This window comes from Pseudomonas sp. B21-031 (genome assembly GCF_024748985.1).
GTDB classification, from domain to species: domain Bacteria; phylum Pseudomonadota; class Gammaproteobacteria; order Pseudomonadales; family Pseudomonadaceae; genus Aquipseudomonas; species Aquipseudomonas kermanshahensis.
Genome location: NZ_CP087181.1, coordinates 5,771,776 through 5,796,469, shown reverse-complemented (window position 1 = coordinate 5,796,469; position 24,694 = coordinate 5,771,776). Strand labels below are relative to the sequence as shown.

The following is a 24,694-nucleotide window of genomic DNA, read 5'->3' as shown; positions in this document are numbered from 1 at the left end:
CAAGCCCGCTCCCATACGGCCCCGCTGGTTCACCCCCCGACCGCCGCTTGCAACTGCTCTAACCCCTCATTCAGCGCCTGTTCCAGCTCCCGCTTGTAACGCAGGTACAAAACGGTCGCGCCCAGCTCATCACCCAGCAGCTCGGACAAATCCAGGTCGGTAATGTAGCAGCGGTAATGACCGGCGCTGCGGCGTTGCCCGATGATCTGCCGGGCGACCACGGCGTACAGCTGATCGCCATGGTCCAGCTCGGAAAACTCCTGCTGGTCACAGTACAAGGTGACCGTCACGGCGCCCGCGGCACCCCCCTGGATAATCGCCTGAACCTCGTAGTACGGCTGGCCGCTGCCCTCGACAGGCACCAGCCGTGGCTCGATGCTGCGCGCCTTGCCCGGGCCTGAGGGCAGTAACTGCCCATAGTGGATATCCAGCGAAGCGGGGCGCAGGGCGTCCAGCGGCAGTTGAGTATCGCGGCGCATCAGCACCGAACGCAGGAAGCGTTGCAGTGGCAGCAGCAGATGGGCTTCATCCTGCAATGGCAGGCGCTGTTGCCACAGCGCGTTGTACTCATCCAGCACATACAGATCGGCCCAGGCGCCTTGCAGGCGATAGAACACTTGAATGCACGCGGGCCGCCCCTGCTCCAGCACCAGTGCCAGGTCGTGGTCCTGCAGGGCATTGGCGTCCAGGTGCAGCGGGCTGTAGCGGCTGCGTTCTTCGCTCAGGTAGTCCAGCAGCGCCTCATGGGTGGCCAGGGTCGCCAGGCTTACCTGGCCGGGCAGCAACTCCAGCACATGGGTGTGCTGAGCCACCTGCAGCAGGTAGCGGTAGTTCGCCCCCTGGTCGAGCAACTGTTGCACCGTGGCGAACACCTCCTCGACCCGCTGCTCGATGGCCTGGGCGCGGTTGTGGCAGAAGCAGCGTACCCGTAGCCGGGGGCGGTGGCCGCGCTGGCCGAGGCTGTTGAGGTAGTCGCGCAGGCAGCGCAGCAACGCGTGCTCGCCGTCGTAGCGCTGCACCAGCACTTCATTCCAGCTGTTGAGGGTGACCTGGTCCAGCGTCAGCACCAGGTTTTCGCGCACGCCGGCGTAGCTCAGTGAGTCGGTGCGCTCGGTGGTCATCAGGATGTTCAGGTCGCGGTGCTGGCGCAGCGGGTCGATGCCGACGTTGATCAGCAACAGGATTTCGTCGGCCACACTGGGTTGCAGCAGGCGGACTTCGCTGACGGTCGGCAGCGGCAGGTCGAGGGTCTGCTGCAAGCTGCCCAGCAGGTTGAACAGCTCGAGCTCGCGCAGGTCACTGGCGCCAGGGTGCACGGCGAAGCGTGTACTGCTGTCGATGACGCCATTGCGATGGGCCCAGGTCAGCAGTTCGAGCAGCTCGCGGCAGCGTTTGATCGGGCTGAAATGCGTGACCTCGTGCGTGCTCAGGTTACCGGTGTAAAGCTCCCAGTGGTGGCTGCCTGGCTCTTTGCGGTTGGGGGCCTGGACCAGAGTGAGGGTGCCTTCTGCCAGGTCCGGGGCGATCCCCGGGTTGATTACCTCGGTCTTGCCGGCGCGGCGCTCGAAGGCGGCGTACAGGCGCCGCCCCAGCACATTGAGGTCACGCTGGTCGGCGCGGCTGCTGGCGTTGCGGGTCTGGGCGAACTGGCTGAGGAAGCGGTAGCTGTGGTTCAGCTCAGCCACCAGCTCGCGGCGTTCGACCGCGACCTGGCCAACTTTCCATTGGCTGCGGCTGTCGAGCAGGGCCAGTTGGCGCTCGTCCCAACCCCATTCGTCCGCCAGGCGCTGCAGCAATTGGCGTTGCCAACCGTTGGCGCGCACTTGGCCGCTGAGTTTCTTGTTGACCTTCAGGTACAGGCTGCGCCTGACCAGCTCAAGGCGCGCAGTTTCGCCGCGTTGCCGCAGATAGCGCTCGATGCGCCGATAGACCATCACGTAAGGGTCCAGCTCGTCGAGGTCGAGCTGGTTGGCGAACACCGCATGCTTGTAGTCCAGGCTCAGGCAGCGTACGGCGGGGTGCTCGCTGGCGTAGGCTTCGGTCAGCAGTAGTTTGAGCAGCGATTTGTAGGGCGAGTCGATGCCTTTGAACAGTTGCCACAGCCCTGCACCCACGAACTCGCCGGGGGGGATATGCGCCAGGTTGCCGAGGTCGAGCACGTCCTGGCTGCGGATGAAGCGCTTGCTGAGCAAGGTCTGGGTATAGGCACTGTAGTTGTGCTCTTCGTAGGCCGGCACCAGCCACCACAACGGCGTACGCCCGGCCAGCCAGATGGCGGTGCGGTAGAACTCGTCGAGCAGCAGGTAATGCTGGGTAGTGCCGCAGTCGTCGGAACCAAGCTGGCCGTCCCGCTCGCCTTGCGCAAAGCCTTGCGGGTCGATGAGGAAGAAGTGTGCCTCGGCGCCCAGGCTGGCGGCCCAGGTTTCCAGCAGTTGGCACTTACGGCGCAGTTCGTTCAGCAGGTCATCACCCAGGCCTGGCGCATGGCAGACCCACAAGTCCATGTCGCTTTGTTCGGCCTGGGCCAGCGAGCCCAGGCTGCCCATCAGGAACACGCCATGGATCGGGCGCGCTGCCTGCCCCTGGCGAGCCTTGTAGGCGAACGAGCGGGCCAGCCGTTGCGCTTCGGCGACCAGGTCGTCGGCAGGCTCGAAACCGGCCACCCCGGCAGGGGTACTGCTCGAGACATAGCCGGGCAGCAGTGGATGGTTGACGTGGAACAGCAGCGGCAACAGCGTCAGTACCTGTTGCTGGCGCGTCGACAGCCCCTCCATTGCACGTTGCAGGCGACCCTGGTTGAGCGTCAGAAAGCGCGCACGCAAGGTCGCCAGAACTTTGCGGTCGATGCCTTCGTCCAGGTCTGGGCGGATTTCTTGGGGGTGGTTCATTGCGCGCTCGTGGCAGGCCAATAGGGCTGCGGCGAGTTTAGCCTGAGTGAACCAGTCGGATAAGCGCTAAATCGATTTGTTGGCGTCATTTTTCCAGCGTCCTTGCGTGTGGGTAAAACCCGCCGACTCCAGCTTTCAGCCCGCTTCGGGCATGATGGGCTGCATGAGCGTAGTCTCGCTGATTTAGAGGTGTTTACGGATGCGTGTATGGATCGATGCCGACGCTTGCCCCAAGGCGGCAAAGGATTTGATCGTCAAGTTCGCCCTCAAGCGCAAGCTCGAGGTGGTGATGGTGGCAGGCCAGGCGCAAAGCAAGCCGGCCTTTGCCTGTGTGCGGCTGATCGTGGTACCCAGCGGTATGGATGCGGCCGACGATTATTTGGTCGACAACGCCGAGCCTGGTGAACTGGTGATCTGCAGCGACGTGCCGTTGGCCGATCGGCTGGTCAAGAAAGGCGTGGCGGCGCTGGACCCGCGCGGGCGTGAGTTTGACGAGCGCAACATGGGCGATCGTCTGGCGACGCGCAACCTGTTCACCGATTTGCGCGAGCAAGGGCAGGTTGGGGGAGGGCAGGCGCCGTATGGCGAGCGCGAGAAACAGGCATTCGCCAATGCGCTGGACCGGATTATCGCGCGCTTGTCCAAGCCCACCTGACGTGCATGGCTTTTGTAGGAGCAGCCTTGTGCTGCGAAAGGGCCGGCATGGCCACTGAATGTCTTGAGGCTTCAACGGCCTCTTCGCAGCACAAGGCCGCTCCTACCAAGGCAGCGCAGGCTTGGGTTATTGGTCGCCCTCGTGGGTCAGCTCCAGCACCCGGTCCACCAGCTTGTAGATCCCACCGGCCGCTTCGCTGATCGACTTCGCAACCATATAAGCCGGGGTCGTCACCAGCTTGCGCTGGGTGTCTTCAACGATGTCGTGCACATCGCACTCTTCATGCTTGCCACCCATCTTCTCTACCGCAGCAGCCGTACCGGCATCGTTGCCGATGGTGCAGACCACGCCTGGGCCGTAGATCTTCGCCGCCAGCGCTGGCGAGATGCAGATCAGCCCAACCGGCTTGCAGGCATCGGCAAAGGCTTCGGCCAGGGCCAGCACGTCTGGGTTGACGCTGCAGTTGGTGCCTTCGACGGCGAAGTTGGAGAGGTTTTTCGCCGCCCCGAAACCACCGGGCACAATCAGCGCATCGAAGTCTTCGGCATTGGCTTCGCGGATGTCCTTGACCTCGCCACGGGCAATACGCGCCGATTCCACCAGCACGTTGCGCGACTCGGGCATCTCTTCGCCGGTCAGGTGATTGATCACATGCATCTGCGCGATGTTCGGCGCAAAGCACTGCACCTGCGCCCCGCGCTGGTCGAGGCGCAGCAGGGTGATCACGCTTTCGTGGATTTCGGCGCCGTCATAGACGCCACAGCCGGAAAGTATCACCGCTACTTTTTTCGTCATGCTTATTACTCCAGTGTCGAGGCGCTAAATGTCCTCTAGTTTGGCAGATGTAGCCATAGGGATTCCCGCGGTCGCGGCCTAATCTTTGTGGATAACGCCTGAGGTCGTCACCATGGACCTGATACTGCTGGCCGTGCCGTTCTTCTTCGTATTGATCGCCGTCGAGCTGGTGGCTGACCGCGTGCGTGGCCAGCGTAATTACACCCTGGCCGACGCGATCAACAGCCTGAGTACAGGCGCCTTGTCGACCAGCACTGGCCTGTTGACCAAAGGGGTCGGGCTGCTGACCTATGCCTTGGCCTGGGAGCATCTGGCGCTGCTGCGCTTGCCCCAGCAAGCGTGGTGGGTGTGGGTGCTGGCGTTCGTCCTGTACGACCTCTGCTACTACTGGCTGCACCGCCTGGGGCACGAACGCAACGTGCTGTGGGCGGCCCATTCGGTACACCACCAGAGCGAGGAGTACAACCTCACCACGGCGCTGCGCCAGACCAGCAGCGGCTTCATCTTTTCGTGGATCTTCTACCTGCCATTGGCGCTGATCGGCGTGCCGCCCCTGGTGTTCATCACCGTGGCGTCGCTGAACCTTCTGTACCAGTTCTGGGTGCATACCCGGCACATTGCCAAACTCGGTTGGCTTGAGTGGATATTCATCACGCCATCCAACCATCGCGTCCACCATGCGCAAAATCCTGTTTACTTGGATCGCAATTACGGCGGCGTGTTCATTCTCTGGGACCGCCTGTTCGGAACGTTCAAGGAAGAGGACCCGGCCGAGCCCGTGGTATTCGGCGTGACCACGCCACTGGCCAGCTGGAACCCGCTGTGGGCCAACCTGCAGTTCTTCGCCCAGCTGTGGCGTGATGCCCGGCGCACGCGCAGCGTGTGGGACAAGTGGCGGATCTGGTTCATGCCCACGGGCTGGCGCCCGGCCGATGTCGCCGCGCGTTACCCGCAGGCCAAGCCGGACCTGGCGTTGTTTCGCAAGTTCGAGGTTGCCCTGGGGCGGGCGCAGCAGGCCTATGTAGCGGCGCAGTTCGTCGTCTATGTGGCCTTGGGCAGCTATTTGATGGAGGTCGCGGAGCGCGTGCCTGCCGCCGCCCTGATACTGGGCTGGTCGGTCATGGCCTTGGGCTTGTTCGTGCTCGGCGCGCTGTTGGAGAACCGGCCCTGGGCCGTGCGCCTGGAGCGGGCGCGGTTGCTGTCGAATGCGCCAGCGCTGTACCTGGCTGGCGCACTGGGCTTAGCGGTGATCACGCCGCTTGGGTGGGTCTTGCTCCTGGCTTACAGCCTGCTCAGCGTCTGGGGCCTGAGCCAGTGCCGCCGCCTTGCGCTCTGCGCGCAGGGTGCGGAAGCGCCGGCGCAGCCAGAGCAGGACGCCGAGCAACAACAGGCCGCCGAGCACCCATAGCTCGTACTTCTTCACATTGCCCAGCAAGCCTTCGAGGATGGCGCCGAAGTGGTAGGCCGCTGCGCCCAGGGCCAGCGCCCAGATGGCGGCACCGAGGCCGTTGAGCAGCAGGTAGCGGCGCGGCGGATAGCCCGACAGGCCAATGGCCACCGGCATGACCGTGCGCAGCCCATAGACGAAGCGGAAGCTCAGCACCCAGATGTCGGGGTGGCGGCGGATGTGGTCCAGCGCCCGATCGCCCATGGCCTGCCAGCGCGGTTTGCGTGCCAGGATCTTGCGCCCATGGCGACGGCCCATGAAGTACCACAGCTGGTCGCCGGCATAGCTGCCGAAGAAGGCCACCAGGCACACCAGCTTGATGTCCATGTAACCGCGGAACGCGAGGAAACCCGCAAGCACCAGGATGGTCTCGCCTTCAAAGAAGGTGCCTAGAAAAAGGGCGAAGTAGCCGAAATCCTGCAGGAATTGTTGAAGCATTTTCTGAGGTGCTGGCGAAATGAACGCGCAGCCTACCCCTTCGCGCGCGTGGATGAAAGTGTCCAAATGTGTCTCGACGTGAACAATTCCTACAAGGACAATGCCTTCGGCCACAAGTCGCAGGCTTGCCAGTGGGTGTAACACAGGCGTCATAATGGCCGCTTATCGTCCCGCTCAATTGATGATAGGGCGTTAACGTCCTCCAGGAACGTCCAGATGAATAATGAAGTGCTCACCCCTGTCGCGATCAAGGACGCCCAGGCAGTCCCCGAAGAGATGGTGCAGACCCCGCCAGACCTGCCGCCGGCGCCAGAGCCGGAGCCTGTGGTCGAGGCTGCGGCACCGGCCCCTGCGCCGGCACCGGCGATCACCGTCCCGGGCCTTGACGACAGCAGCCTGTACATTCATCGCGAGCTGTCGCAGCTGCAGTTCAACATTCGGGTGCTGGAGCAGGCACTGGACGAGAGCTACCCGCTGCTCGAGCGTCTGAAATTCCTGCTGATCTTCTCCAGCAACCTGGACGAATTCTTCGAGATCCGCGTCGCCGGCCTGAAGAAGCAGATCAACTTCGCCCGCGAACAGGCCGGAGCCGACGGCCTGCAGCCGCACCAGGCGCTGGCGCGCATCAGCGAGCTGGTGCACACCGAGGTGGATCGCCAGTACGCGATCCTCAACGACGTGCTGCTGCCAGAGCTTGAAAAACACCACATCCGCTTCATCCGTCGCCGTCACTGGACGCCCAAGCTCAAGACCTGGGTACGGCGCTTCTTCCGTGACGAGATCGCGCCGATCATCACCCCGATCGGCCTCGACCCGACGCACCCGTTCCCCTTGCTGGTGAACAAGAGCCTCAACTTCATCGTCGAGCTTGAAGGCGTCGATGCCTTCGGCCGCGACTCGGGCCTGGCGATCATCCCGGCGCCGCGCCTGTTGCCGCGGGTCATTCGCGTGCCTGAAGAAGTCGGTGGCCCGGGCGCTAACTATGTGTTCCTGTCGTCGATGATCCACGCGCATGCCGACGACCTGTTCCAGGGCATGAAGGTCAAGGGCTGCTACCAGTTCCGCCTGACCCGAAACGCCGACCTGGCGCTGGACTCCGAAGAAGTCGACGACCTGGCCCGCGCCCTGCGCGGCGAGCTGTTCTCGCGCCGTTACGGTGATGCCGTGCGGCTTGAGGTGGCTGATACCTGCCCGAAACACCTGTCGGACTACCTGCTCAAGCAGTTCAGCCTGAGCGAGAGCGAGCTGTACCAGGTCAATGGCCCGGTCAACCTGACCCGCCTGTTCAGCATCACCGGCCTCGACAGCCACCCGCAGCTGCAATACACGCCGTTCACCCCGGCGATCCCCAAGCTGCTGCAGAACGCCGACAACATCTTCAGCGTGATCAGCAAGCAGGACGTGCTGCTGATGCACCCGTTCGAGTCGTTCACGCCGGTGGTCGACCTGCTGCGCCAGGCCGCCAAGGACCCGCATGTGCTGGCCGTGCGCCAGACCCTGTATCGCTCCGGCGCCAACTCGGAGATCGTCGACGCGTTGGTGGACGCTGCCCGTAACGGCAAGGAAGTCACTGCGGTGATCGAATTGCGCGCGCGTTTCGACGAAGAGTCCAACCTGCAGATGGCCAGCCGCCTGCAAGCGGCGGGTGCGGTGGTGATTTACGGGGTGGTCGGGTTCAAGACCCACGCCAAGATGATGCTGATCCTGCGGCGTGAGCAGGGCGAAATCGTCCGCTATGCGCACCTGGGTACTGGCAACTACCACGCCGGCAACGCTCGCCTGTACACCGACTACAGCCTGCTGACCTCTGACGACGCCCTCACCGAAGACGTCGGCAAGCTGTTCAGCCAGCTGATCGGCATGGGTAAGACCCTGCGCATGAAAAAGCTGCTGCATGCACCCTTCACGCTGAAGAAAGGCATGCTCGACATGATTGCCCGCGAGACCCAGTTCGCACTGGACGGCAAGCCTGCGCACATCATTGCCAAGTTCAACTCGCTGACCGATGCCAAGGTCATCAAGGCGCTGTACAAGGCCAGCCAGTCCGGGGTGCGCATCGACCTGGTGGTGCGCGGTATGTGCTGCCTGCGGCCAGGTATTCCGGGGGTTTCGCACAACATTCACGTGCGCTCGATCATCGGCCGCTTCCTCGAGCACACCCGGGTGTTCTACTTCCTCAATGGCGGCGAGGAGCAGATCTACCTGTCCAGTGCCGACTGGATGGAGCGCAACCTCGACAAGCGCGTCGAGACCTGCTTCCCGGTCGAAGGCAAGAAGCTGTTGCTGCGGGTGAAGAAAGAGCTGGAAAGCTACCTGACCGACAACACCCATGCCTGGACGCTGCAGTCGGATGGGCGCTACGTGCGCAGCACCCCGACCGGCAACCAGAACCCGCGCAGTGCCCAGGCGACCCTGCTGGAGCGCCTGAGCAACCCGGTCCTCAACGTACGCTGAGGACGAAGCCGACCCGGGCCAGCCACTCCGCCTCGTTGGCGAAGTCGGCCTGGGTCAGCTGGTTCTGCTCCAGCCAGCCTTCAGGGAAGACCACATCGAGGCTGTTGTCGCCTGCTTGCAGCTGTACCTTCGGCATTTGCTGCGTGCCACGAATGTGGTGGAACAGGATGGCGAAGCGCAGCAGCACGCACAGGCGAATCAGCTGCACGCCTTCATCGCCGAACTCGGCGAACTTGTCCTTGGGAATGTTGCGGCGATGGCCGCGTACCAGCAGGGCCATCATCTGCTGATCCTCACGGGAGAAGCCTGACAGGTCGGAGTGCTCGATCAGGTAGGCGCCGTGCTTGTGGTAGTGATAGTGGGCGATATCCAGCCCAACTTCGTGCACTTTCGCTGCCCACCCCAGAAGATCGCGCCAATTTCCCTCTTCCAGCTTCCAGGCTTTGGCCACCTGGTCGAACGCGTGCAGTGCCTTGCGCTCGACGCGCGCGGCCTGGCCTTGGTCGACGTGGTAACGCTCCATCAATGAGTTGAGGGTGCGCTCGCGCACGTCTTCGTGGTGATGGCGGCCGAGCAGGTCGAACAGCACGCCTTCGCGCAGGGCACCGTCGCAGTGGTCCATGCGTTGCAGTTCGAGAGCGTCGAAGATGGCCTCGAGAATCGCAAGGCCCGCCGGGAAGATGGTGCGGCGGTCGGGCTTGACCCCTTCGAAGTCGATCTTGTCGACCTCGCCCAGCTTGAACAGTTTACGTTTGACCCACGCCAGCCCTTCGGCGTTGACCTCGCCATTGCCCAGGCCGCTGGCCTTGATGGCTGCGCCGATGGCGCGGATGGTGCCGGACGACCCGATGGCTTCGTCCCAGGTCAGGCGGTGCAGGGCGTTTTCGATGCTCATCAGCTCCAGGCGCGCGGCGGTGTAGGCCTGCGCATAACGCGCCGGGGTGATCTTGCCGTCGCGGAAGTAGCGCTGGGTGAAGCTGACGCAGCCCATTTGCAGGCTCTCGCGTAGCAGTGGCTCGAACCGCTGGCCGATGATGAACTCGGTACTGCCGCCGCCGATGTCGGCGACCAGGCGCTTACCGGGGTTGTCGGCCAGGGTGTGGGAGACGCCGAGGTAGATCAGGCGGGCTTCCTCACGGCCGGAAATCACTTCCACCGGATGCCCGAGAATGGCCTCGGCGCGCTGGATGAATTCGTTGCGGTTGCGCGCTTCGCGCAGGGCGTTGGTGCCAACGATGCGCACCGCACCTGCGGGCAGCCCGTTGATCAGTTGGGCGAAGCGCTTGAGGCAGTCGAGGCCTCGTTCCATGGCTTCTTCGCTGAGCTTGCGCTCTTCGTCGATGCCGGCGGCCAGCTGAACCTTTTCCCCCAGCCGTTCGAGAATGCGGATCTCGGTGTGGTGGGCCTTGGCCACGACCATGTGAAAACTGTTGGAGCCAAGGTCGATGGCGGCGATCAGAGACAGGTTCTTCGCGTTGGTATGCGGCATGATCTGGATGTTCTCGGTCGTTAACCTGGCAATCGTGCCACGATACGGGGCTGTCGCCAACGCGTGGCACGCCAAGGCTTGATGCAGGGCAATGTGCCATTCGATGTTATGACACGCATATGACAGTTTCGATTCGCGGCGTCTTGCACAACTATAGTTACACTCAATCGTCTGTGACTTCCTGTAGTCAGCCTCTGCGGCTATGATGGGCCACGTTTTTATGCTTACGACCCCGGAGATATCCATGAGCAGCGATCTGATCAAACACGTCACCGACGCCACCTTCGAGGCCGAAGTCCTGCAAGCCCAAGGCCCGGTGCTGGTCGACTACTGGGCTGAATGGTGCGGTCCCTGCAAGATGATCGCTCCGGTTCTGGACGACATCGCTTCTACCTACGAAGGCAAACTGACTGTCGCCAAGCTGAACATCGACGACAACCAGGAAACCCCGGCCAAGCACGGCGTGCGTGGCATCCCGACGCTGATGCTGTTCAAGAACGGCAACGTCGAGGCCACCAAGGTCGGCGCACTGTCCAAATCGCAGCTGGCCGCGTTCCTCGACGCCCACCTGTGATGTGAAAAAGCCCCGGAAATACCGGGGCTTTTCTTTTCCAACCCACTAGACGTCGAAAAAAGCAAGTGTTACATTCGGCCTCGCACTGCTTCTCCAGTGCCCCCTGCACGCCGTCGCCGACGCACTCCTAATTAGAATCTGTGCGCGATCCTATCGCCTTCTAGCGGCGCGGCTTCATTAAGCCAGAAGCTTAATCCTCCCTTCATACATGATTACGTCACTCCCCTTATGAACCTGACTGAACTCAAGCAAAAGCCGATTACCGATCTGCTGGAAATGGCCGAACAGATGGGCATCGAAAACATGGCCCGTTCGCGCAAACAGGACGTGATTTTCGCCCTGCTGAAGAAGCACGCGAAAAGCGGCGAAGAGATCTCGGGTGACGGCGTGCTGGAGATTCTCCAGGATGGTTTCGGTTTCCTGCGTTCGGCTGATGCGTCCTACCTGGCCGGCCCCGACGACATCTACGTCTCGCCTAGCCAGATCCGCCGTTTCAACCTGCGTACCGGCGATACCATCGTCGGCAAGATCCGCCCGCCGAAGGAAGGGGAGCGTTACTTCGCCCTGCTGAAGGTCGACACGATCAACTTCGATCGCCCTGAAAACGCGAAGAACAAGATCCTGTTCGAAAACCTGACGCCGCTGTTCCCCAACAAGCGCCTGAAGATGGAAGCCGGTAACGGTTCCACCGAAGACTTGACCGGCCGCGTCATCGACCTGTGCGCCCCGATCGGCAAAGGCCAGCGTGGCTTGATCGTCGCCCCGCCGAAAGCGGGTAAAACGATCATGCTGCAGAACATCGCGGCGAACATCACCCGTAACAACCCCGAGTGCCACCTGATCGTCCTGCTGATCGACGAGCGCCCGGAAGAAGTGACCGAAATGCAGCGCACCGTGCGCGGCGAAGTGGTCGCCTCGACCTTCGACGAGCCGCCAACCCGCCACGTGCAGGTTGCCGAAATGGTCATCGAGAAGGCCAAGCGCCTGGTCGAGCACAAGAAAGACGTGGTCATCCTGCTCGACTCCATCACCCGTCTGGCACGTGCCTACAACACCGTGATCCCGAGCTCCGGCAAGGTCCTCACCGGTGGTGTCGACGCCCACGCCCTGGAGAAGCCGAAGCGTTTCTTCGGTGCCGCGCGTAACATCGAAGAAGGCGGTTCGCTGACTATCATCGCCACTGCGCTGGTCGAAACCGGCTCGAAGATGGACGAAGTGATCTACGAAGAGTTCAAGGGTACCGGCAACATGGAGCTGCCCCTGGACCGTCGTATCGCCGAGAAGCGTGTGTTCCCGGCCATCAACATCAACCGCTCCGGCACCCGCCGCGAAGAGCTGCTGACCGCCGACGACGAACTGCAGCGCATGTGGATCCTGCGCAAGCTGCTGCACCCGATGGACGAAATCGCCGCCATCGAGTTCCTGGTCGACAAGCTCAAGCAGACCAAGACCAACGACGAGTTCTTCTTGTCGATGAAGCGTAAGTAAGCTTCGCTGCATCACGCAAAAAGCCGGGGAAACCCGGCTTTTTGCTGTTTGTCACAAAAGATCGTTCGCCAACGCCCGTCAAAGGTGTGTCGCATAATCAATGGTGCGTAATTAAGCTTCCTCACCAAGTATTGATTGGGGCTGCTTTGCAGCCCATCGCCGGCAAGCCAGCTCCCACAGGTAATGCGCAGTGCTTGAATCGTATGCCGAACCTGGACTGCCCCCAAGAAGTTGGACACCAATCCAACCCTTGGGGGATCTATGGGCAAGTACACCGAGCAGTTCAAGCTCAAGGCGATTGCAGCCTACCTTGATGGCAGCGACGGCTTCCGAAAAGTGGCTCGCCACTTTGGCATCGATTTCAGCCTGCTGAGGCGCTGGGTGGCCAGCCACCAAGCCGACTCCAGCATCGGCCAACGTCCTCACGGCCGGCGTTACAGCGAAGAGTTCAAGCACCGGGTGTTGAAGTACATGCATGAACATCGGCTCTCTTTGCGCCAAACAGCCGCCCACTTTGATCTCGGACAGTCTTCGCAGATAGGCATTTGGCAACGACGGTACTACAGTGGTAGCCCCGCAGCGCCTACTGCCGCCAAACCAAGAAAGCCTACTCACGTGCCAAAGAAAATTAAGCCAGTCGAGCCCACTGATACCGATGACGCGCAAAAGCCCCGCGAGCAGCTGCTGGCTGAGCTCGAATACCTGCGCATGGAGAACGCTGTCCTAAAGGAGCTCAAAGCTATGCGCGAGGAGAAGGAGCGAATACAGACGAAAAAGTCCTGATCGTCTGCAAGCTCAAGCGCAGATTTCCTCTACCTGACCTTCTGCGGATGGTCAGGCTGGCGCGCAGCACCTTCTACTACCAGCTCAAAAGCCAACAGAAGCCGGACAAGCATGCTGAGCTCAAAGAGCAGATACAGCGTGTCTATCACGAGCACAAAAAGCTGTATGGCTATCGACGCGTGGCGCTCGTGATCAGAAACAACGGGACCCTGGTTAACAAGAAGGTCGTTGAGCGGTTGATGGCTGAGCTAGACCTGAGATCGGTCGTGCGGCCCAAGAAATACCGTTCCTACCGGGGCGTAGTGGGCAAAGTAGCAATGAATCTTTTAGAGCGTAACTTCGTGGCTCAACGGCCCAACCAGAAATGGGTAACCGATGTAACCGAGTTCAAGGTCGCCGAGCAAAAGCTCTACCTCTCACCCGTCATGGACTTGTACAACGCCGAGATCGTGGCATACGAAATGGCCAGCCGGCCCTGTTATAGCCTGGTTGGAAACATGCTGGACAAGGCGCTTAAGAAGCTGGGCGAGACGCCAAAGCTGGTGATGCACTCGGATCAGGGCTGGCACTATCAACAGCCTCAGTATCGTCACAAGCTCTATCAGCGCGGCGTAAAACAGAGCATGTCGCGTAAAGGAAATTGCCTGGACAACGCGGCCATGGAAAGCTTCTTTGGTACGCTCAAGTCAGAGTTCTTCCACCTGAAGCGATTTGAAAGCGTCGAAGAACTGAAGGCGGGTCTGGATGAGTACATTCATTACTACAACCATGACCGCATCAAGCTAAGGCTGAACGGCCTGAGCCCCGTTGATTACAGGGCTCAGGCTGCTAGCTGAAACTGTCCAACTTTCTGGGGGCAGTCCAAACCTGTGGGAGCTGGCTTGCCGGCGACGGGGCGCGAAGCGGCGCCACTGCATTTTTGCCCCCAAACAAAACCCGAACGGCGCTACACTCTGCACCCCGACCGATACGGCCAACACGAGGCTCCTGCATGCAGTATCGCGACTTGCGCGACTTCATCCGTGGCCTGGAACAGCGCGGTGAACTCAAGCGCATCCAGGTTCCGATCTCTCCCGTCCTGGAAATGACCGAGGTCTGCGACCGCACCCTGCGTGCCAAAGGCCCGGCGTTGCTGTTCGAGAAGCCCACGGGGTACGACATCCCGGTACTGGGCAACCTGTTCGGCACGCCCGAGCGGGTGGCCATGGGCATGGGCGCCGAGTCGGTCGAAGAACTGCGCGAAATTGGCAAGCTGCTGGCCTTCCTCAAAGAACCAGAGCCGCCGAAAGGCCTGAAGGATGCCTGGTCGAAGCTGCCGATCTTCAAGAAAGTCGTGTCGATGGCGCCGAAGGTGGTCAAAGATGCGGTGTGCCAGGAAGTCGTGGTCGAAGGTGACGACGTCGACCTTGGCCAGTTGCCGATCCAGCACTGCTGGCCAGGCGATGTGGCCCCGCTGATCACCTGGGGCCTGACCGTTACCCGCGGCCCGAACAAGGACCGCCAGAACCTGGGCATCTACCGCCAGCAGGTCATCGGCCGCAACAAGGTCATCATGCGCTGGCTGAGCCACCGTGGCGGCGCGCTGGATTACCGCGAATGGTGCGAGAAGCACCCCGGCCAGCCGTTCCCAGTGGCCGTGGCGCTGGGTGCAGACCCTGCAACCATCCTGGGCGCCGTGACGCCGGTGCCGGATACCCTGTCCGAATACGCCTTCGCTGGCCTGCTGCGTGGCAACCGCACCGAGCTGGTCAAGTGCCGTGGCAGCAACCTGCAGGTACCGGCCACCGCCGAGATCATTCTCGAAGGCGTGATTCACCCGGGCGAAATGGCGCCGGAAGGCCCCTACGGCGACCACACCGGCTATTACAACGAAGTGGACAGCTTCCCGGTGTTCACGGTCGAGCGCATCACTCACCGGCAAAAACCGATCTACCACAGCACCTACACGGGCCGTCCGCCGGATGAGCCGGCGATTCTCGGCGTGGCGCTGAACGAAGTGTTCGTGCCGATCCTGCAAAAGCAGTTCCCGGAAATCGTCGACTTCTACCTGCCACCGGAAGGTTGCTCGTACCGCATGGCGGTGGTGACCATGAAGAAACAATACCCAGGCCACGCCAAGCGCGTGATGCTGGGTGTGTGGTCGTTCCTACGACAGTTCATGTACACCAAGTTTGTTATCGTCACCGACGATGACATCAACGCCCGCGACTGGAACGATGTGATCTGGGCCATCACCACGCGCATGGACCCCAAGCGTGATACGGTGATGATCGACAACACCCCGATCGACTACCTGGACTTCGCGTCGCCGGTGTCCGGGTTGGGGTCGAAGATGGGCCTGGACGCCACCCACAAGTGGCCGGGCGAGACTACACGCGAATGGGGACGGGTCATCGTCAAGGACGAGGCCGTCACCCGCCGTATCGATGAGCTGTGGGATCAGTTGGGAATAGATTGATGCAGGTAACGTTGCAGCCGTCCGGGGCAGTGCTGGCGCTTGAACCCGGGGAACGGATCCTGGATGGAGCGCGGCGGCTCGGCTATGACTGCCCGAACAGCTGCCGCAATGGCAATTGCCATGTTTGCGCCGCCTTGCTGGTGGAAGGGAGCGTCCGCCAGAACGGCGAAGTACGCGACCATGGCGAGCTGTTCACCTGTATTGCCGAACCGCTGGAGGATTGCGTGTTGCTCTGGGACGGTGTGCTCGCCCTGGGCGAGCTGCCAGTGCGCAAGCTGGCGTGTAGCGTGAGCGAATGCGTCGAGGTCGGTGGCGACGTCTGGCGCGTGCGCCTGCGTGCGCCTGCCGGCAAGCCGCCGCGTTATCACGCCGGTCAGTACCTGATGATTGAGCGCGAAGGCGGCAAGCAGGCGGCGTTCTCCCTGGCCTCTGCGCCCCATGGTGGGCGTGAGCTGGAACTGCACGTGCTGGCACGTGAGCCCAGCGCGCTGCAGCTGATCGAGCAACTGCAGCGTGATCGCCTGGCGCGCATCGAAATGCCTTTCGGTGATGCGCACCTGGCCGAGTTGCCAGACGGGCCGCTGGTGCTGATCGCCGCCGGTACGGGAATGGGCCAGATGCACAGCCTGGTCGAGCATTGTCGCGCCCAGGGCTTCAAGCATCCGGTACACCTTTACTGGGGTGTGCGTCGGCCTGAGGACTTCTACCAGATCGAGCATTGGGACGAATGGTTGCGCCTGCCCAACCTGTTCCTGCACAAGGTCGTCAGTGACCTGTGTGGCTGGGAAGGCCGTTGCGGCATGCTGCACGAGGCCGTTTGCGAAGACATTCACGACCTCAACGGCGTGCACGTCTATGCCAGCGGCTCGCCAAACATGGTCTATGCCACCCTTGATGCCCTGGTCGAGGCCGGTATGGATGCTCACCGTATGCGCGCCGATGTATTTGCCTACGCGCCGCGTGGCTAATAACTCAAGTTCAACCGAGTGGGTATAAGGCGGTAATTGTTACCGCCTTGGCTAATAACTTTCACCCCGCTCGAAACAATGCTCTCCAATCGTCGGAAGTTCGCGTGAAACTTTAGCTTTCAGGCTTGAGTGTTGGCGCGTTTGTATCCTAAGGTTAATGCAGACACCTTAGGTGCGGGGCGCAAGCTGCGGCACACAGCGATTCTCGCTTCATTTGTAGTTCACAGGGAATAATGGCGGCAGCGTATGTCGGCAATTGAAAGTTTGTCCTGGAAAAGTGCTTACCCTCCGGCGCTCGACTTCGGCCAGCAACTGACCCGCGAGCAATTGATCAACTCCATGCAACTGACCATGTCACGCCATGAAGGCGGGCCTGTGTGGCTGTTCGCCTATGGTTCATTGATCTGGCGACCGGAGTGCAGTTCGGTAGAGCGGCAGCGCGCGCGGGTGCACGGTTATCACCGTGGGCTTTACCTGTGGTCGCACGAGCACCGTGGCACACCGGAAACGCCCGGCCTGGTGTTTGGCCTGGACCGTGGTGGGTCATGCAGTGGTTTTGCCTATCGGCTGGATGAAAGCAACCTGAATGATTCGCTGATGGCCCTGTGGCAACGCGAGATGCCGTACCCGGCCTACCGCCCGCATTGGCTCAGCTGCCGGTTGGGTGATGGCAGCAAGGTGCAGGCTTTGGGGTTTGTGCTGGAGCGCCATTTGCCGTGCTATGCGGGGAATTTGCCCGACACATTGCTCAGCCAGATCCTCGCCAGTGCCAAGGGGCGATATGGCACCACGCGCGAGTATGTGGAGCAGACGTTGAATGCGTTGCGCAGCCACCAGATGCCGGATCGCAACCTGGAGGCGCGGTTCAGGCGCTGCCATAACCTGCGGGAAGTCTGATTTATTGACTGGCAGTACCGGCCTCTTCGCAGGGCAAGCCCGCTCCCACAGGCACCCGAGCCGACTTGAGGGCAGTGGATAATCTGTGGGAGCGGGCTTGCCCCGCGAAGAGGCCCGAGCAGGCAACCAAGCAGCCAGACGCTAGCTAGTCAGCACCACCAACTTACCCACAGCCTGCCGCTGCCCCAGCTTCTCAATGGCAGCCCCAGCCTCACCCAGTGGATAAGTCTCCGACACCAGCGGCTTCAGCTTGCCTTCACCCTGCCAGGCAAACAGCTGACGGAAGTTAGCTGCATTCTGCTCCGGCTGACGTTGGGCAAACGCCCCCCAGAACACCCCCACGACCGCTGCGCCCTTGAGCAGCACCAGGTTCGCCGCCAGCTGTGGGATCGTCCCGCTGGCAAACCCCACCACCAGCAGCCGGCCATTCCAGGCCAGGCCCCTTACCGCCTGGTCGAACAGCTCGCCACCCACCGGGTCGTAGATCACGTCCACGCCCTGGCCGCCGGTCAGGCGCTTGATCTCGTCCTTGAGGCTGGCCTGGCTGTAGTCGATCAGCTCATCAGCGCCGGCAGCCTTGGCCACGGCCAGTTTTTCGGCGCTGCTGGCTGCAGCGATCACCCGGGCGCCCATGGCCTTGCCTATTTCCACGGCCGCCAGGCCCACACCCCCTGAGGCCCCCAGCACCAGCAGGGTTTCACCCGGCTGCAGGTGGCCGCGCTGCTTGAGTGCATGCATCGAGGTGCCATAGGTCATGCCGAAGGCGGCGGCGGTGGTGAAGTCCATGTGCTCGGGGATCGGCATCACGTTGTAGAAGGGCACCGCCACCTGTTCGGCGAACGCACCCCACCCCGTGAGGGCCATGACCCGATCGCCCACCTTGAACGCACCGGCCTTCTCGCCGACCGCAGCCACCACACCGGCCGCTTCGCCACCTGGGGAAAACGGTAGCGGTGGCTGGAACTGGTACTTACCTTCGATGATCAAGGTGTCGGGGAAGTTGACGCCCGCAGCCTGCACATCCAGCAGGATCTCGTTCTTTTTCGGCACGGGGCTGGCGACGTCTTCCAGTACCAGGTCGCGCGCCGGGCCCAAGGTTTTGCACAACACAGCTTTCATCGGGGCTATTCCTTTGCGGGTAGTGGCCGATAAGTGTAGGAGGGCCACCTGCCGGGTCAACGAGCATGGCCTACCCTGATGGGCCGGCATAAACCAGGGCTTGGGTTTGAGCGGTGTGCTGGGTAAGCTGGCGCCAATTGTATTGAGGAGCGAATTCGTGAAAGCGTGGATCTTGATGGTGCTGGCCCTGATGCTGCCAGTTGCGGCCGTGGCCGAAGAAGCCAAGGAAGGGGCGCCCAAGGTCGCCTACATCACCCTGAGCCCACCCTTTGTCGGTAACTATGCCCTCGACGGCAGCCCCAAGCTGCGTGTCTACAAGGCCGACGTAGCCCTGCGCGTGACCGGTGATGAAGCCGCCAAGGCCGTGAAACACCACGAGCCGCTGATCCGTAACCAGCTGGTGGCGCTGTTCACCCAGCAGACCGTGGACAAGATGAGCAACGTCGACGCCAAGGAGCAACTGCGCCAGGAAGCCTTGAAGCAGGTGCAGCAGGTGATGGAAGCGGAAGAGGGCAAGCCGATTGTCGAAGACCTGCTGTTCAACAACCTGATCGTGCAGTGATCAGGACGCCAGCGTCCGCCGAAAGCGCGCCAGCGCCACGCTGAAGAACACCAGGCCGATCACGGCCAGGGCCAGGATGTCTGGCCATACTACGGCCGCGCCGGCGTCGCGGAACAGGATCGCGGTGCCGAGGCTGACGAAATGCGTCGACGGCGAGCCCTGCATGACCCACTGCAGCCACTGCGGCATGCTGTCCAGCGGGGTACTGCCGCCAGACAGCAACAGCATCGGGATAATGACCGGGATCGCCAGCAGGCCGAATTGAGGTGTCGAGCGCGCCAATGTGGCGAGGAAGATGCCCAACGCGGTACTGGCGAACAGGTACAGCGCGGTCACGGCCAGGAACAGCCCCATGGAGCCAGACAGCGGCACGCCCAGGGCGCCTTTGACCACCACGATGAGCGATACCCAGGTACACAGCACCACCACCAGCGCGTTGCTGGCGATTTTCGCCAGCATGATTTCCAAAGCGGTCAACGGCAGCACCAGCAAGTGGTCGAGGGTGCCGTGTTCACGCTCGCGCAACAGCGCCGTGCCGGTGAGGATGATCGCCAGGATGGTGATGTTGTTGATGATCTGGATCACGGCCAGAAACCAGCCACCCTCCAGGTTGGGGTTGAACAGTGCCTTGGGGTTGATCAGCACGGGGCTCTGGGTTGTGGTGCGCTGGGCATAGTCGAGCAGCTCTCGCTCGAAGATCCGGCCGATGTAGCCGGCGCCCATGAACGCCTGGCTCATGGCCGTGGCGTCGACGTTGATCTGCAGCTCGGGTGAGCGCCCTGCCAGCAGGTCGCTCTGGAAGTTCACCGGCACATTGATCACGAAGGTGTACTGGCCGCTGTCCATGGCCTGGTCCAGGCGGTCCGGGGGCAGGGGCACGGCAGGCTGAAACTCGGGTGGTTGCAGTGACTCGGTGAGCTTGCGTGAGAGCTGGCTATGGTCTTCGTCCACCACGGCAACGCTGGCGTTGTGCACGCCGATCACCGAGCCCGCCGCCGGCATGTAGATCGCCACGCTGAAGGCATACAGCAAAAACAGCAGCAGCACGCTGTCATGGCGCAGGCTGGTCAGCTCTTTCAGGCCCAGGCGCAGGGTGTGGTTCAGGCGCGACATGTCAGGCCTCCTGCTTCTTCAGCATGGCCAGGCTCAGGCCGGTGAACACGGCGAAGAAGCTCAGCAGGATCAGGCACTGCGGCCACAGCTCGCGCAGGCCCAGCGCTTTGGTGAAGGTGCCGACCGCGATGTCCAGGAAGTAACCCGCCGGGAACAGCTGGCCCATCACTGCCGCGGCGCCATCGAGCGACGAGCGTGGCACGATCAGGCCGGAGAACTGGATGGTCGGCAGGCTGGTGATGATCATGGTGCCCAGGATGGCCGCGATCTGGGTGCGGGTGAAGGCCGAGATCAGCAAGCCCAGGCTGGTGGTCGCCAGCAAGTAGGCGACGCCGCCGCAGGCCAGGGCTAGCACGCTGCCCTTGAGCGGTACGGCAAACAACCAGCGGTTCATCGCCACCAGCAACGCCAGGTTGACCAGGCTTACGGCCAGGTAGGGCAGCTGTTTGCCGAGCAGAAACTCCAGGCGGGTGAGGGGCGTGGCGTAGAAGTTGGTGATGGAGCCAAGTTCCTTTTCACGGACGATGCCCAGGGCGGTGAGCATGGCCGGGATGAACGCGAGGATCAGCGCCATGACGCCGGGCCCGATGGCATTCACGCTGACCACGTCCTGGTTGTAGCGGAAGCGTGTTTCCAGGCGCACCGGCTCCTGGCGCTGCACCGGTTGCTGGCTGGCTGCGGCAAATTGTTCGAGGTTCGCCTGGTGCACCGCTTCGACATAGTTGCGGCTGGTCTCCGCACGGAACGGCATGCCGCCGTCGAGCCAGGCAGCCACCACCGGTTGGCGACCGGCGTAAAGGTCGCGGCCAAAGCCGGGTGGGATTTCCAGCGCCAGTTTGATTTCGGAACGTTGCAGGCGTTGGTGCATTTCACGGGTATCGCGAATCGGCGCCTGCTCGGCGAAATACCGTGATCCGCGAAACGCTTCGAGGTAGGCCCGGCTTTGCGGGCTTTGGTCCTGGTCATGAACAGCGAAGGCGAGGTTCTCCACATCCAGCGAGATGCCATAGCCAAAGATCACCATCATGAACACGGCGCCGAGCAGGGCGAAGGCCAGGCGCACTTTGTCGCGCAGCAGCTCCTTGCCCTCCCGGCTGGCCACCGCCAGCAGGCGGCGCAGGCTGAAACCTTGGCGCAACGGCGGTGTGGTCGCTGCCGGCTGCTCCAGGACAGTGTTTTGTGGGGCCTGGGGCACGGCCTTCTGGGCTTGCTCCAGGCAGCGCACGAAGGCGTCTTCCAGGGTTTCGCCGGCGTACTGGCGTTGCAGGGCATCAGGCGTGTCACAGGCCAGTACGCGCCCGGCGTGCATGAACGAAATGCGGTCGCAGCGCTGGGCTTCGTTCATGAAGTGAGTGGAAAGGAAAATGGTCACGCCTTGCTCACGCGACAACTCCACCAGCAGTCGCCAGAAGTCATCCCGGGCGGCAGGGTCGACGCCGGAAGTCGGCTCGTCGAGGATCAGCACTTCAGGGCGGTGCAGCACCGCGACCGCCAGTGACAGGCGCTGGCGCAGACCGAGGGGCAGGGCGCCTGACGGCTGGTCGGCGATGTCGCGCAGGCCGAAGCGTTCGATCAGTTCGCTGATGCGCTGCGCGCTGTCGGCATTGGGCAGGTCGAACAGGCGCGCATGCAGCGTGAGGTTCTGGCGGGTGCTGAGCTCGCCATACAGCGAGAAACTCTGCGACATGAAACCAACCCGCTTGCGCGTGGCCAGGTCGCTGGCGTCCACCGGGCGGCCAAGCAGGCTGGCGCTGCCCTCGCTGGCGGGTACCAGGCCCGTCAGCACTTTCATGGTGCTGGTCTTGCCGCAGCCGTTGGAACCGAGAAAACCGAAAATTTCCCCACGGCCAATGGCGAAGCTGACCTTGTTGACCGCGGTGAAGTCACCAAAGCGCAGGGTCAGGTCATGCGCTTCGATGGCGACTGGGCCATCATTTGCCGAGCGTGGCGGGATAGACAACGGCGCATGTTGCGTACTGCCTGCCCCCTGGAAATGGGTAAAGGCATCGTCCAGTTTGCCGCTGGGCGTGACGCCCGCCAAGGTGTGGCTGGGGCCCGCGGCAATCAGCCGGCCGCCATCGAGCATCAGGCAGTGCTCGAACTGCTCGGCTTCCTCCATATAGGCAGTGGCCACCAGCAGCGTCAATTGCGGGCGTTGTGCGCGTACCTGCTCGACCAGTTCCCAGAAGCGTCGCCGCGACAGGGGTCGACCCCGGTCGTGGGTTCGTCGAGGATCAGCAGGTCAGGTTCGTGGATCAACGCGCAGCACAGGCCCAGTTTCTGCTTCATGCCGCCCGACAGCTTGCCGGCCGGGCGCTCGGCGAAGCGATGCAGGTCGGTGGCCTGCAGCAGGTTGGCCATGCGTTGTTCGCATTCGTGCCGGCCCAGGCCAAACAGCGTGGCGAAAAAACGAATGTTCTCGCTGATCGACAGCTCGGGGTACAGGTTGTTGCCCAGCCCTTGGGGCATGAACGCGACCTTGGGGTACAGCGCAGCGCGGTGGCGTCGTTGGCGGATCGAGCCACCTAGCACCTGCAACTCGCCCTGCTGCAGGCGTTTTACGCCGGCGATCAGCCCGAGCAGGGTCGATTTGCCGGCCCCGTCAGGCCCGATCAGTGCACAGCGGGTGCCGCTGGGCAGGCTGAAACCCAGCGTCTGCAAGGCGATCAGGTCGCCATAACGGTGGCTGATGCCCTCGGCCAGCAATGCCGGCGCGTTCATTGCAGGTTGGCCGGCCAGTCCACGTCCGCCGTGCGCACATAGCCAGCGCCCGGCATGCCCGGCTTGGCTTGCGGCACGGCGCTTGGATCGCTCAGGCGCAGTTTTACGCGAAACACCAGTTTCTGCCGCTCATCGCGGGTTTCGACCTGTTTCGGGGTGAACTGCGCCTTGGCTGCGACAAACGCTACCTTCGCCGGCAAAGCCAGATCGGGCAGCGCGTCGAGGACGATGCGTGCCTGATCGCCAACGGTCAGCCGACCGCTGGTGGAGGCTGGAAGGTAGAGGTTCATGTACTGGTCGCTCGGGTCGATCAGCATCAGCACGCGACCGCCAGCGCCCAACACCTCACCTGGCTCGGCGAGGCGCAGCTGGATGATGCCGTCGATGGGCGCGCGCAGGCTGCTGTCGTCGATCTCGCTGGTCAGCTGGGCGACCTGGGCCTGGGCCGCGCCGATGGCGGCTTTGACGGCTGCCAGCTGGGCGCGCGCGGCAACCACCGCCGCGTTCGCGGTGTCGAAGCGGGCCTGCTGCTGGTCGAGCAGTTGTTGGCTGGCATAGTTGCGCTTGAAAATCTCGCGCACGCGCTTGAGTTCCTGGCCGGCGAGCAGCAGCTCACTCTGGCGCAGTTGCACGCTGGCTTGGGCCGCCGCGTAGTTTTCCTGGGCGCGCAGCACTTCGGCCTCGGCCTGGTTGCGCTGGGCTTCCATTGTGCGGGTGTCGATACGGGCCAGCAGCTGGCCACGAATCACCTTGTCGCCTTCGTCGACCCGCACCTCGGCCAAACGCCCGGGGACCTTGGTGGCAATTTGCACTTCGGTCGCCTCGAGGCGGCCGTTGCCCATGCTCAGGCCTTCCGGCAACTGGTCATGCAGCGACTTCCAGTAACCCAGCCCGGCAGCGGCCGCCAGTAAGGCGATCAGCGCGGTGGCGAAGATCCTGGGGGCATATCGATTCATCAGTCAGCATCCCTGCTCAGTGCACAGCCTATCGTGGCGTGCGGCTATCCATGGCGTGTTGATATCGGTCAAACCCCTTGATCCTAGCCCACCTTCACTTCAGCGCGACAATGGCCGCCCATTGTTCGGGGGTAACCGGCATAACCGACAGGCGGCTGCCTTTTTGCACCAGCGGCAACTCGGCAAGCGCAGCCTGTTGTTTGAGCCTGCCAAGGTCGAGCACCTTGGGCAGGGTTTTCACATGGGCCACGTCCACCGCACTCCACGGGTTCTTCTCGGCGGTGGCCTTGGGGTCGTAATAGTGGCTTTCTGGGTCCAGTGCGGTCGGGTCCGGGTAGGCCGCCGCAGTGATGCGGGCGATGCCAGCAATGCCCGGTTGCGGGCAGCTGGAATGGTAAAAGAAGAACTCGTCGCCCACGCTCATGGCCCGCAAAAAGTTGCGCGCCTGGTAGTTACGCACGCCGTCCCAGCGCGCTTCGCCCAGCCGGCCAAGGGCTTCGATCGAGAGCTCGTCGGGCTCGGATTTCATCAGCCAATAGGCCATGCATGCTGCTCCTGAAAAGGTTTGAAATAACCTGTTGCACGAAACCGACAGCCGGTTGGCGCCAATGTTTGCGTGTCGGCGCAGGTTGTCGGAAAATGCGCCCCGTTTAAAGCGAGATGCTCTGGCGATACCCAGAAAATCGCCAAGCCGAAACAGTTTGCCTGGGGGGCAATCTTCGATGAATCAACGCAAAAAGCCGGATCTGCTGTGGATCCTGGTGTTCATTTTTGGCCTGGGTGTGGTCACCACTGGTTATGCGCAGGGGTTCTTGGAGCGCAAGCTGGACACCGCCTATCAGATGCCGGTCGACGCCAGCCAGCCACAACGTTGATACCCTCCGCTGGC

At 62.4% G+C, this 24,694-nt stretch carries 18 protein-coding genes and 2 pseudogenes; 11 read left to right on the top strand and 9 right to left on the bottom strand.

Annotated elements, in window-relative coordinates; translation table 11 throughout:
• Window positions 1–29: 29 nt before the first annotated feature.
• Window positions 30–2,888: a class I adenylate cyclase gene (locus LOY53_RS25835; protein ID WP_252826201.1), complete on the bottom strand. Its 2,859-nt coding sequence runs from the start codon at window positions 2,886–2,888 to the stop codon at window positions 30–32.
• Window positions 2,889–3,087: 199 nt separating this feature from the next.
• Here LOY53_RS25835 and LOY53_RS25830 point away from each other — a divergent pair, with 199 nt between their 5' ends.
• Window positions 3,088–3,543: a YaiI/YqxD family protein gene (locus LOY53_RS25830; RefSeq protein ID WP_027592214.1), complete on the top strand. Its 456-nt coding sequence runs from the start codon at window positions 3,088–3,090 to the stop codon at window positions 3,541–3,543.
• Between the two features lie 126 nt (window positions 3,544–3,669).
• Here the strand turns inward: LOY53_RS25830 and elbB are convergent, their stop codons facing one another.
• Window positions 3,670–4,338, bottom strand: coding sequence for an isoprenoid biosynthesis glyoxalase ElbB (gene elbB / locus LOY53_RS25825; protein WP_027592215.1), 669 nt, complete (start codon window positions 4,336–4,338; stop codon window positions 3,670–3,672).
• A gap of 112 nt (window positions 4,339–4,450) precedes the next feature.
• Between elbB and LOY53_RS25820 the strand changes: the two are divergent.
• A pseudogene (locus LOY53_RS25820) lies at window positions 4,451–5,077 on the top strand (sterol desaturase family protein); the annotation flags it as partial.
• A 501-nt stretch (window positions 5,078–5,578) separates the two neighbouring features.
• Here the strand turns inward: LOY53_RS25820 and LOY53_RS25815 are convergent.
• Window positions 5,579–6,223, bottom strand: coding sequence for a DedA family protein (locus tag LOY53_RS25815; protein ID WP_177323866.1), 645 nt, complete (start codon window positions 6,221–6,223; stop codon window positions 5,579–5,581).
• A gap of 216 nt (window positions 6,224–6,439) precedes the next feature.
• Between LOY53_RS25815 and ppk1 the strand changes: the two genes are divergently transcribed.
• Window positions 6,440–8,677: a polyphosphate kinase 1 gene (gene ppk1, locus LOY53_RS25810; protein WP_252826199.1), complete on the top strand. Its 2,238-nt coding sequence runs from the start codon at window positions 6,440–6,442 to the stop codon at window positions 8,675–8,677.
• On the opposite strand, the gene ppx is transcribed toward ppk1, so the two are convergent.
• The gene (ppx, locus tag LOY53_RS25805) at window positions 8,664–10,166 is read right to left on the bottom strand and encodes an exopolyphosphatase (protein WP_099455689.1); all 1,503 of its coding nucleotides are present in this window, start codon (window positions 10,164–10,166) and stop codon (window positions 8,664–8,666) included. The two genes, ppk1 and ppx, sit on opposite strands and share 14 nt — an antisense overlap.
• 244 nt (window positions 10,167–10,410) lie before the next feature.
• On the opposite strand from ppx, the gene trxA reads away from it, so the two are divergent.
• From trxA to LOY53_RS25775, 6 genes are all read left to right on the top strand, one after another.
• Window positions 10,411–10,740, top strand: coding sequence for a thioredoxin TrxA (trxA, locus tag LOY53_RS25800; RefSeq protein ID WP_009684153.1), 330 nt, complete (start codon window positions 10,411–10,413; stop codon window positions 10,738–10,740).
• A 228-nt stretch (window positions 10,741–10,968) separates the two neighbouring features.
• Window positions 10,969–12,228: a transcription termination factor Rho gene (gene rho, locus LOY53_RS25795; RefSeq protein ID WP_003253661.1), complete on the top strand. Its 1,260-nt coding sequence runs from the start codon at window positions 10,969–10,971 to the stop codon at window positions 12,226–12,228.
• 261 nt (window positions 12,229–12,489) lie between these two features.
• Window positions 12,490–13,847, top strand: a protein-coding gene (locus LOY53_RS25790; RefSeq protein WP_408981312.1) for an IS3 family transposase whose coding sequence is annotated in 2 segments (ribosomal slippage) — window positions 12,490–12,963 and window positions 12,966–13,847 — 1,356 coding nt in all. Because the reading frame shifts where the segments join, the coding sequence is not laid out codon by codon here.
• Between the two features lie 155 nt (window positions 13,848–14,002).
• Entirely contained in the window at window positions 14,003–15,469 is a 1,467-nt protein-coding gene (gene ubiD, locus LOY53_RS25785; RefSeq protein WP_033702193.1) for a 4-hydroxy-3-polyprenylbenzoate decarboxylase, read from the top strand.
• Complete coding sequence (locus tag LOY53_RS25780; protein ID WP_027592223.1) at window positions 15,469–16,437, top strand: CDP-6-deoxy-delta-3,4-glucoseen reductase; 969 nt, start codon at window positions 15,469–15,471, stop codon at window positions 16,435–16,437. The genes ubiD and LOY53_RS25780 overlap by 1 nt, the downstream gene beginning before the upstream one ends.
• 246 nt (window positions 16,438–16,683) lie before the next feature.
• A complete protein-coding gene (locus tag LOY53_RS25775) occupies window positions 16,684–17,334 on the top strand; it encodes a gamma-glutamylcyclotransferase (RefSeq protein WP_252826196.1) in 651 nt (216 codons plus the stop codon).
• Between the two features lie 141 nt (window positions 17,335–17,475).
• Here LOY53_RS25775 and LOY53_RS25770 read toward each other — a convergent pair whose 3' ends face one another.
• The gene (locus LOY53_RS25770; protein WP_258703434.1) at window positions 17,476–18,453 is read right to left on the bottom strand and encodes an NADPH:quinone oxidoreductase family protein; all 978 of its coding nucleotides are present in this window, start codon (window positions 18,451–18,453) and stop codon (window positions 17,476–17,478) included.
• A 157-nt stretch (window positions 18,454–18,610) separates the two neighbouring features.
• Here LOY53_RS25770 and LOY53_RS25765 point away from each other — a divergent pair, with 157 nt between their 5' ends.
• Window positions 18,611–19,015: a flagellar basal body-associated protein FliL gene (locus LOY53_RS25765; protein WP_027592226.1), complete on the top strand. Its 405-nt coding sequence runs from the start codon at window positions 18,611–18,613 to the stop codon at window positions 19,013–19,015.
• On the opposite strand, the gene LOY53_RS25760 is transcribed toward LOY53_RS25765, so the two are convergent.
• The 4 genes and pseudogenes from LOY53_RS25760 to LOY53_RS25745 form a co-directional block, all read right to left on the bottom strand.
• Complete coding sequence (locus LOY53_RS25760; protein ID WP_027592228.1) at window positions 19,016–20,128, bottom strand: ABC transporter permease; 1,113 nt, start codon at window positions 20,126–20,128, stop codon at window positions 19,016–19,018.
• Window position 20,129: 1 nt separating this feature from the next.
• Window positions 20,130–22,849 (bottom strand): annotated as a pseudogene (gene rbbA / locus LOY53_RS25755) (ribosome-associated ATPase/putative transporter RbbA).
• A complete protein-coding gene (locus tag LOY53_RS25750) occupies window positions 22,846–23,805 on the bottom strand; it encodes an HlyD family secretion protein (RefSeq protein ID WP_252826193.1) in 960 nt (319 codons plus the stop codon). Before LOY53_RS25750 ends, rbbA begins: the two are co-directional and overlap by 4 nt.
• 94 nt (window positions 23,806–23,899) lie before the next feature.
• Entirely contained in the window at window positions 23,900–24,349 is a 450-nt protein-coding gene (locus tag LOY53_RS25745) for an EVE domain-containing protein (protein ID WP_099430754.1), read from the bottom strand.
• A gap of 178 nt (window positions 24,350–24,527) precedes the next feature.
• Between LOY53_RS25745 and LOY53_RS25740 the strand changes: the two genes are divergently transcribed.
• Complete coding sequence (locus tag LOY53_RS25740) at window positions 24,528–24,680, top strand: hypothetical protein (protein WP_172960392.1); 153 nt, start codon at window positions 24,528–24,530, stop codon at window positions 24,678–24,680.
• Window positions 24,681–24,694: the final 14 nt, after the last annotated feature.

Bases quoted from the DNA above. Each gene is read 5' to 3' on its own strand.
- LOY53_RS25835 (WP_252826201.1), bottom strand. From the start codon at position 2,888: ATGAACCACCCCCAAGAAATCCGCCCAGACCTGGACGAAGGCATCGAC.
- LOY53_RS25830 (WP_027592214.1), top strand. From the start codon at position 3,088: ATGCGTGTATGGATCGATGCCGACGCTTGCCCCAAGGCGGCAAAGGAT.
- elbB (WP_027592215.1), bottom strand. From the start codon at position 4,338: ATGACGAAAAAAGTAGCGGTGATACTTTCCGGCTGTGGCGTCTATGAC.
- LOY53_RS25815 (WP_177323866.1), bottom strand. From the start codon at position 6,223: ATGCTTCAACAATTCCTGCAGGATTTCGGCTACTTCGCCCTTTTTCTA.
- ppk1 (WP_252826199.1), top strand. From the start codon at position 6,440: ATGAATAATGAAGTGCTCACCCCTGTCGCGATCAAGGACGCCCAGGCA.
- ppx (WP_099455689.1), bottom strand. From the start codon at position 10,166: ATGCCGCATACCAACGCGAAGAACCTGTCTCTGATCGCCGCCATCGAC.
- trxA (WP_009684153.1), top strand. From the start codon at position 10,411: ATGAGCAGCGATCTGATCAAACACGTCACCGACGCCACCTTCGAGGCC.
- rho (WP_003253661.1), top strand. From the start codon at position 10,969: ATGAACCTGACTGAACTCAAGCAAAAGCCGATTACCGATCTGCTGGAA.
- ubiD (WP_033702193.1), top strand. From the start codon at position 14,003: ATGCAGTATCGCGACTTGCGCGACTTCATCCGTGGCCTGGAACAGCGC.
- LOY53_RS25780 (WP_027592223.1), top strand. From the start codon at position 15,469: ATGCAGGTAACGTTGCAGCCGTCCGGGGCAGTGCTGGCGCTTGAACCC.
- LOY53_RS25775 (WP_252826196.1), top strand. From the start codon at position 16,684: ATGTCGGCAATTGAAAGTTTGTCCTGGAAAAGTGCTTACCCTCCGGCG.
- LOY53_RS25770 (WP_258703434.1), bottom strand. From the start codon at position 18,453: ATGAAAGCTGTGTTGTGCAAAACCTTGGGCCCGGCGCGCGACCTGGTA.
- LOY53_RS25760 (WP_027592228.1), bottom strand. From the start codon at position 20,128: ATGTCGCGCCTGAACCACACCCTGCGCCTGGGCCTGAAAGAGCTGACC.
- LOY53_RS25750 (WP_252826193.1), bottom strand. From the start codon at position 23,805: ATGAATCGATATGCCCCCAGGATCTTCGCCACCGCGCTGATCGCCTTA.
- LOY53_RS25745 (WP_099430754.1), bottom strand. From the start codon at position 24,349: ATGGCCTATTGGCTGATGAAATCCGAGCCCGACGAGCTCTCGATCGAA.
- LOY53_RS25740 (WP_172960392.1), top strand. From the start codon at position 24,528: ATGAATCAACGCAAAAAGCCGGATCTGCTGTGGATCCTGGTGTTCATT.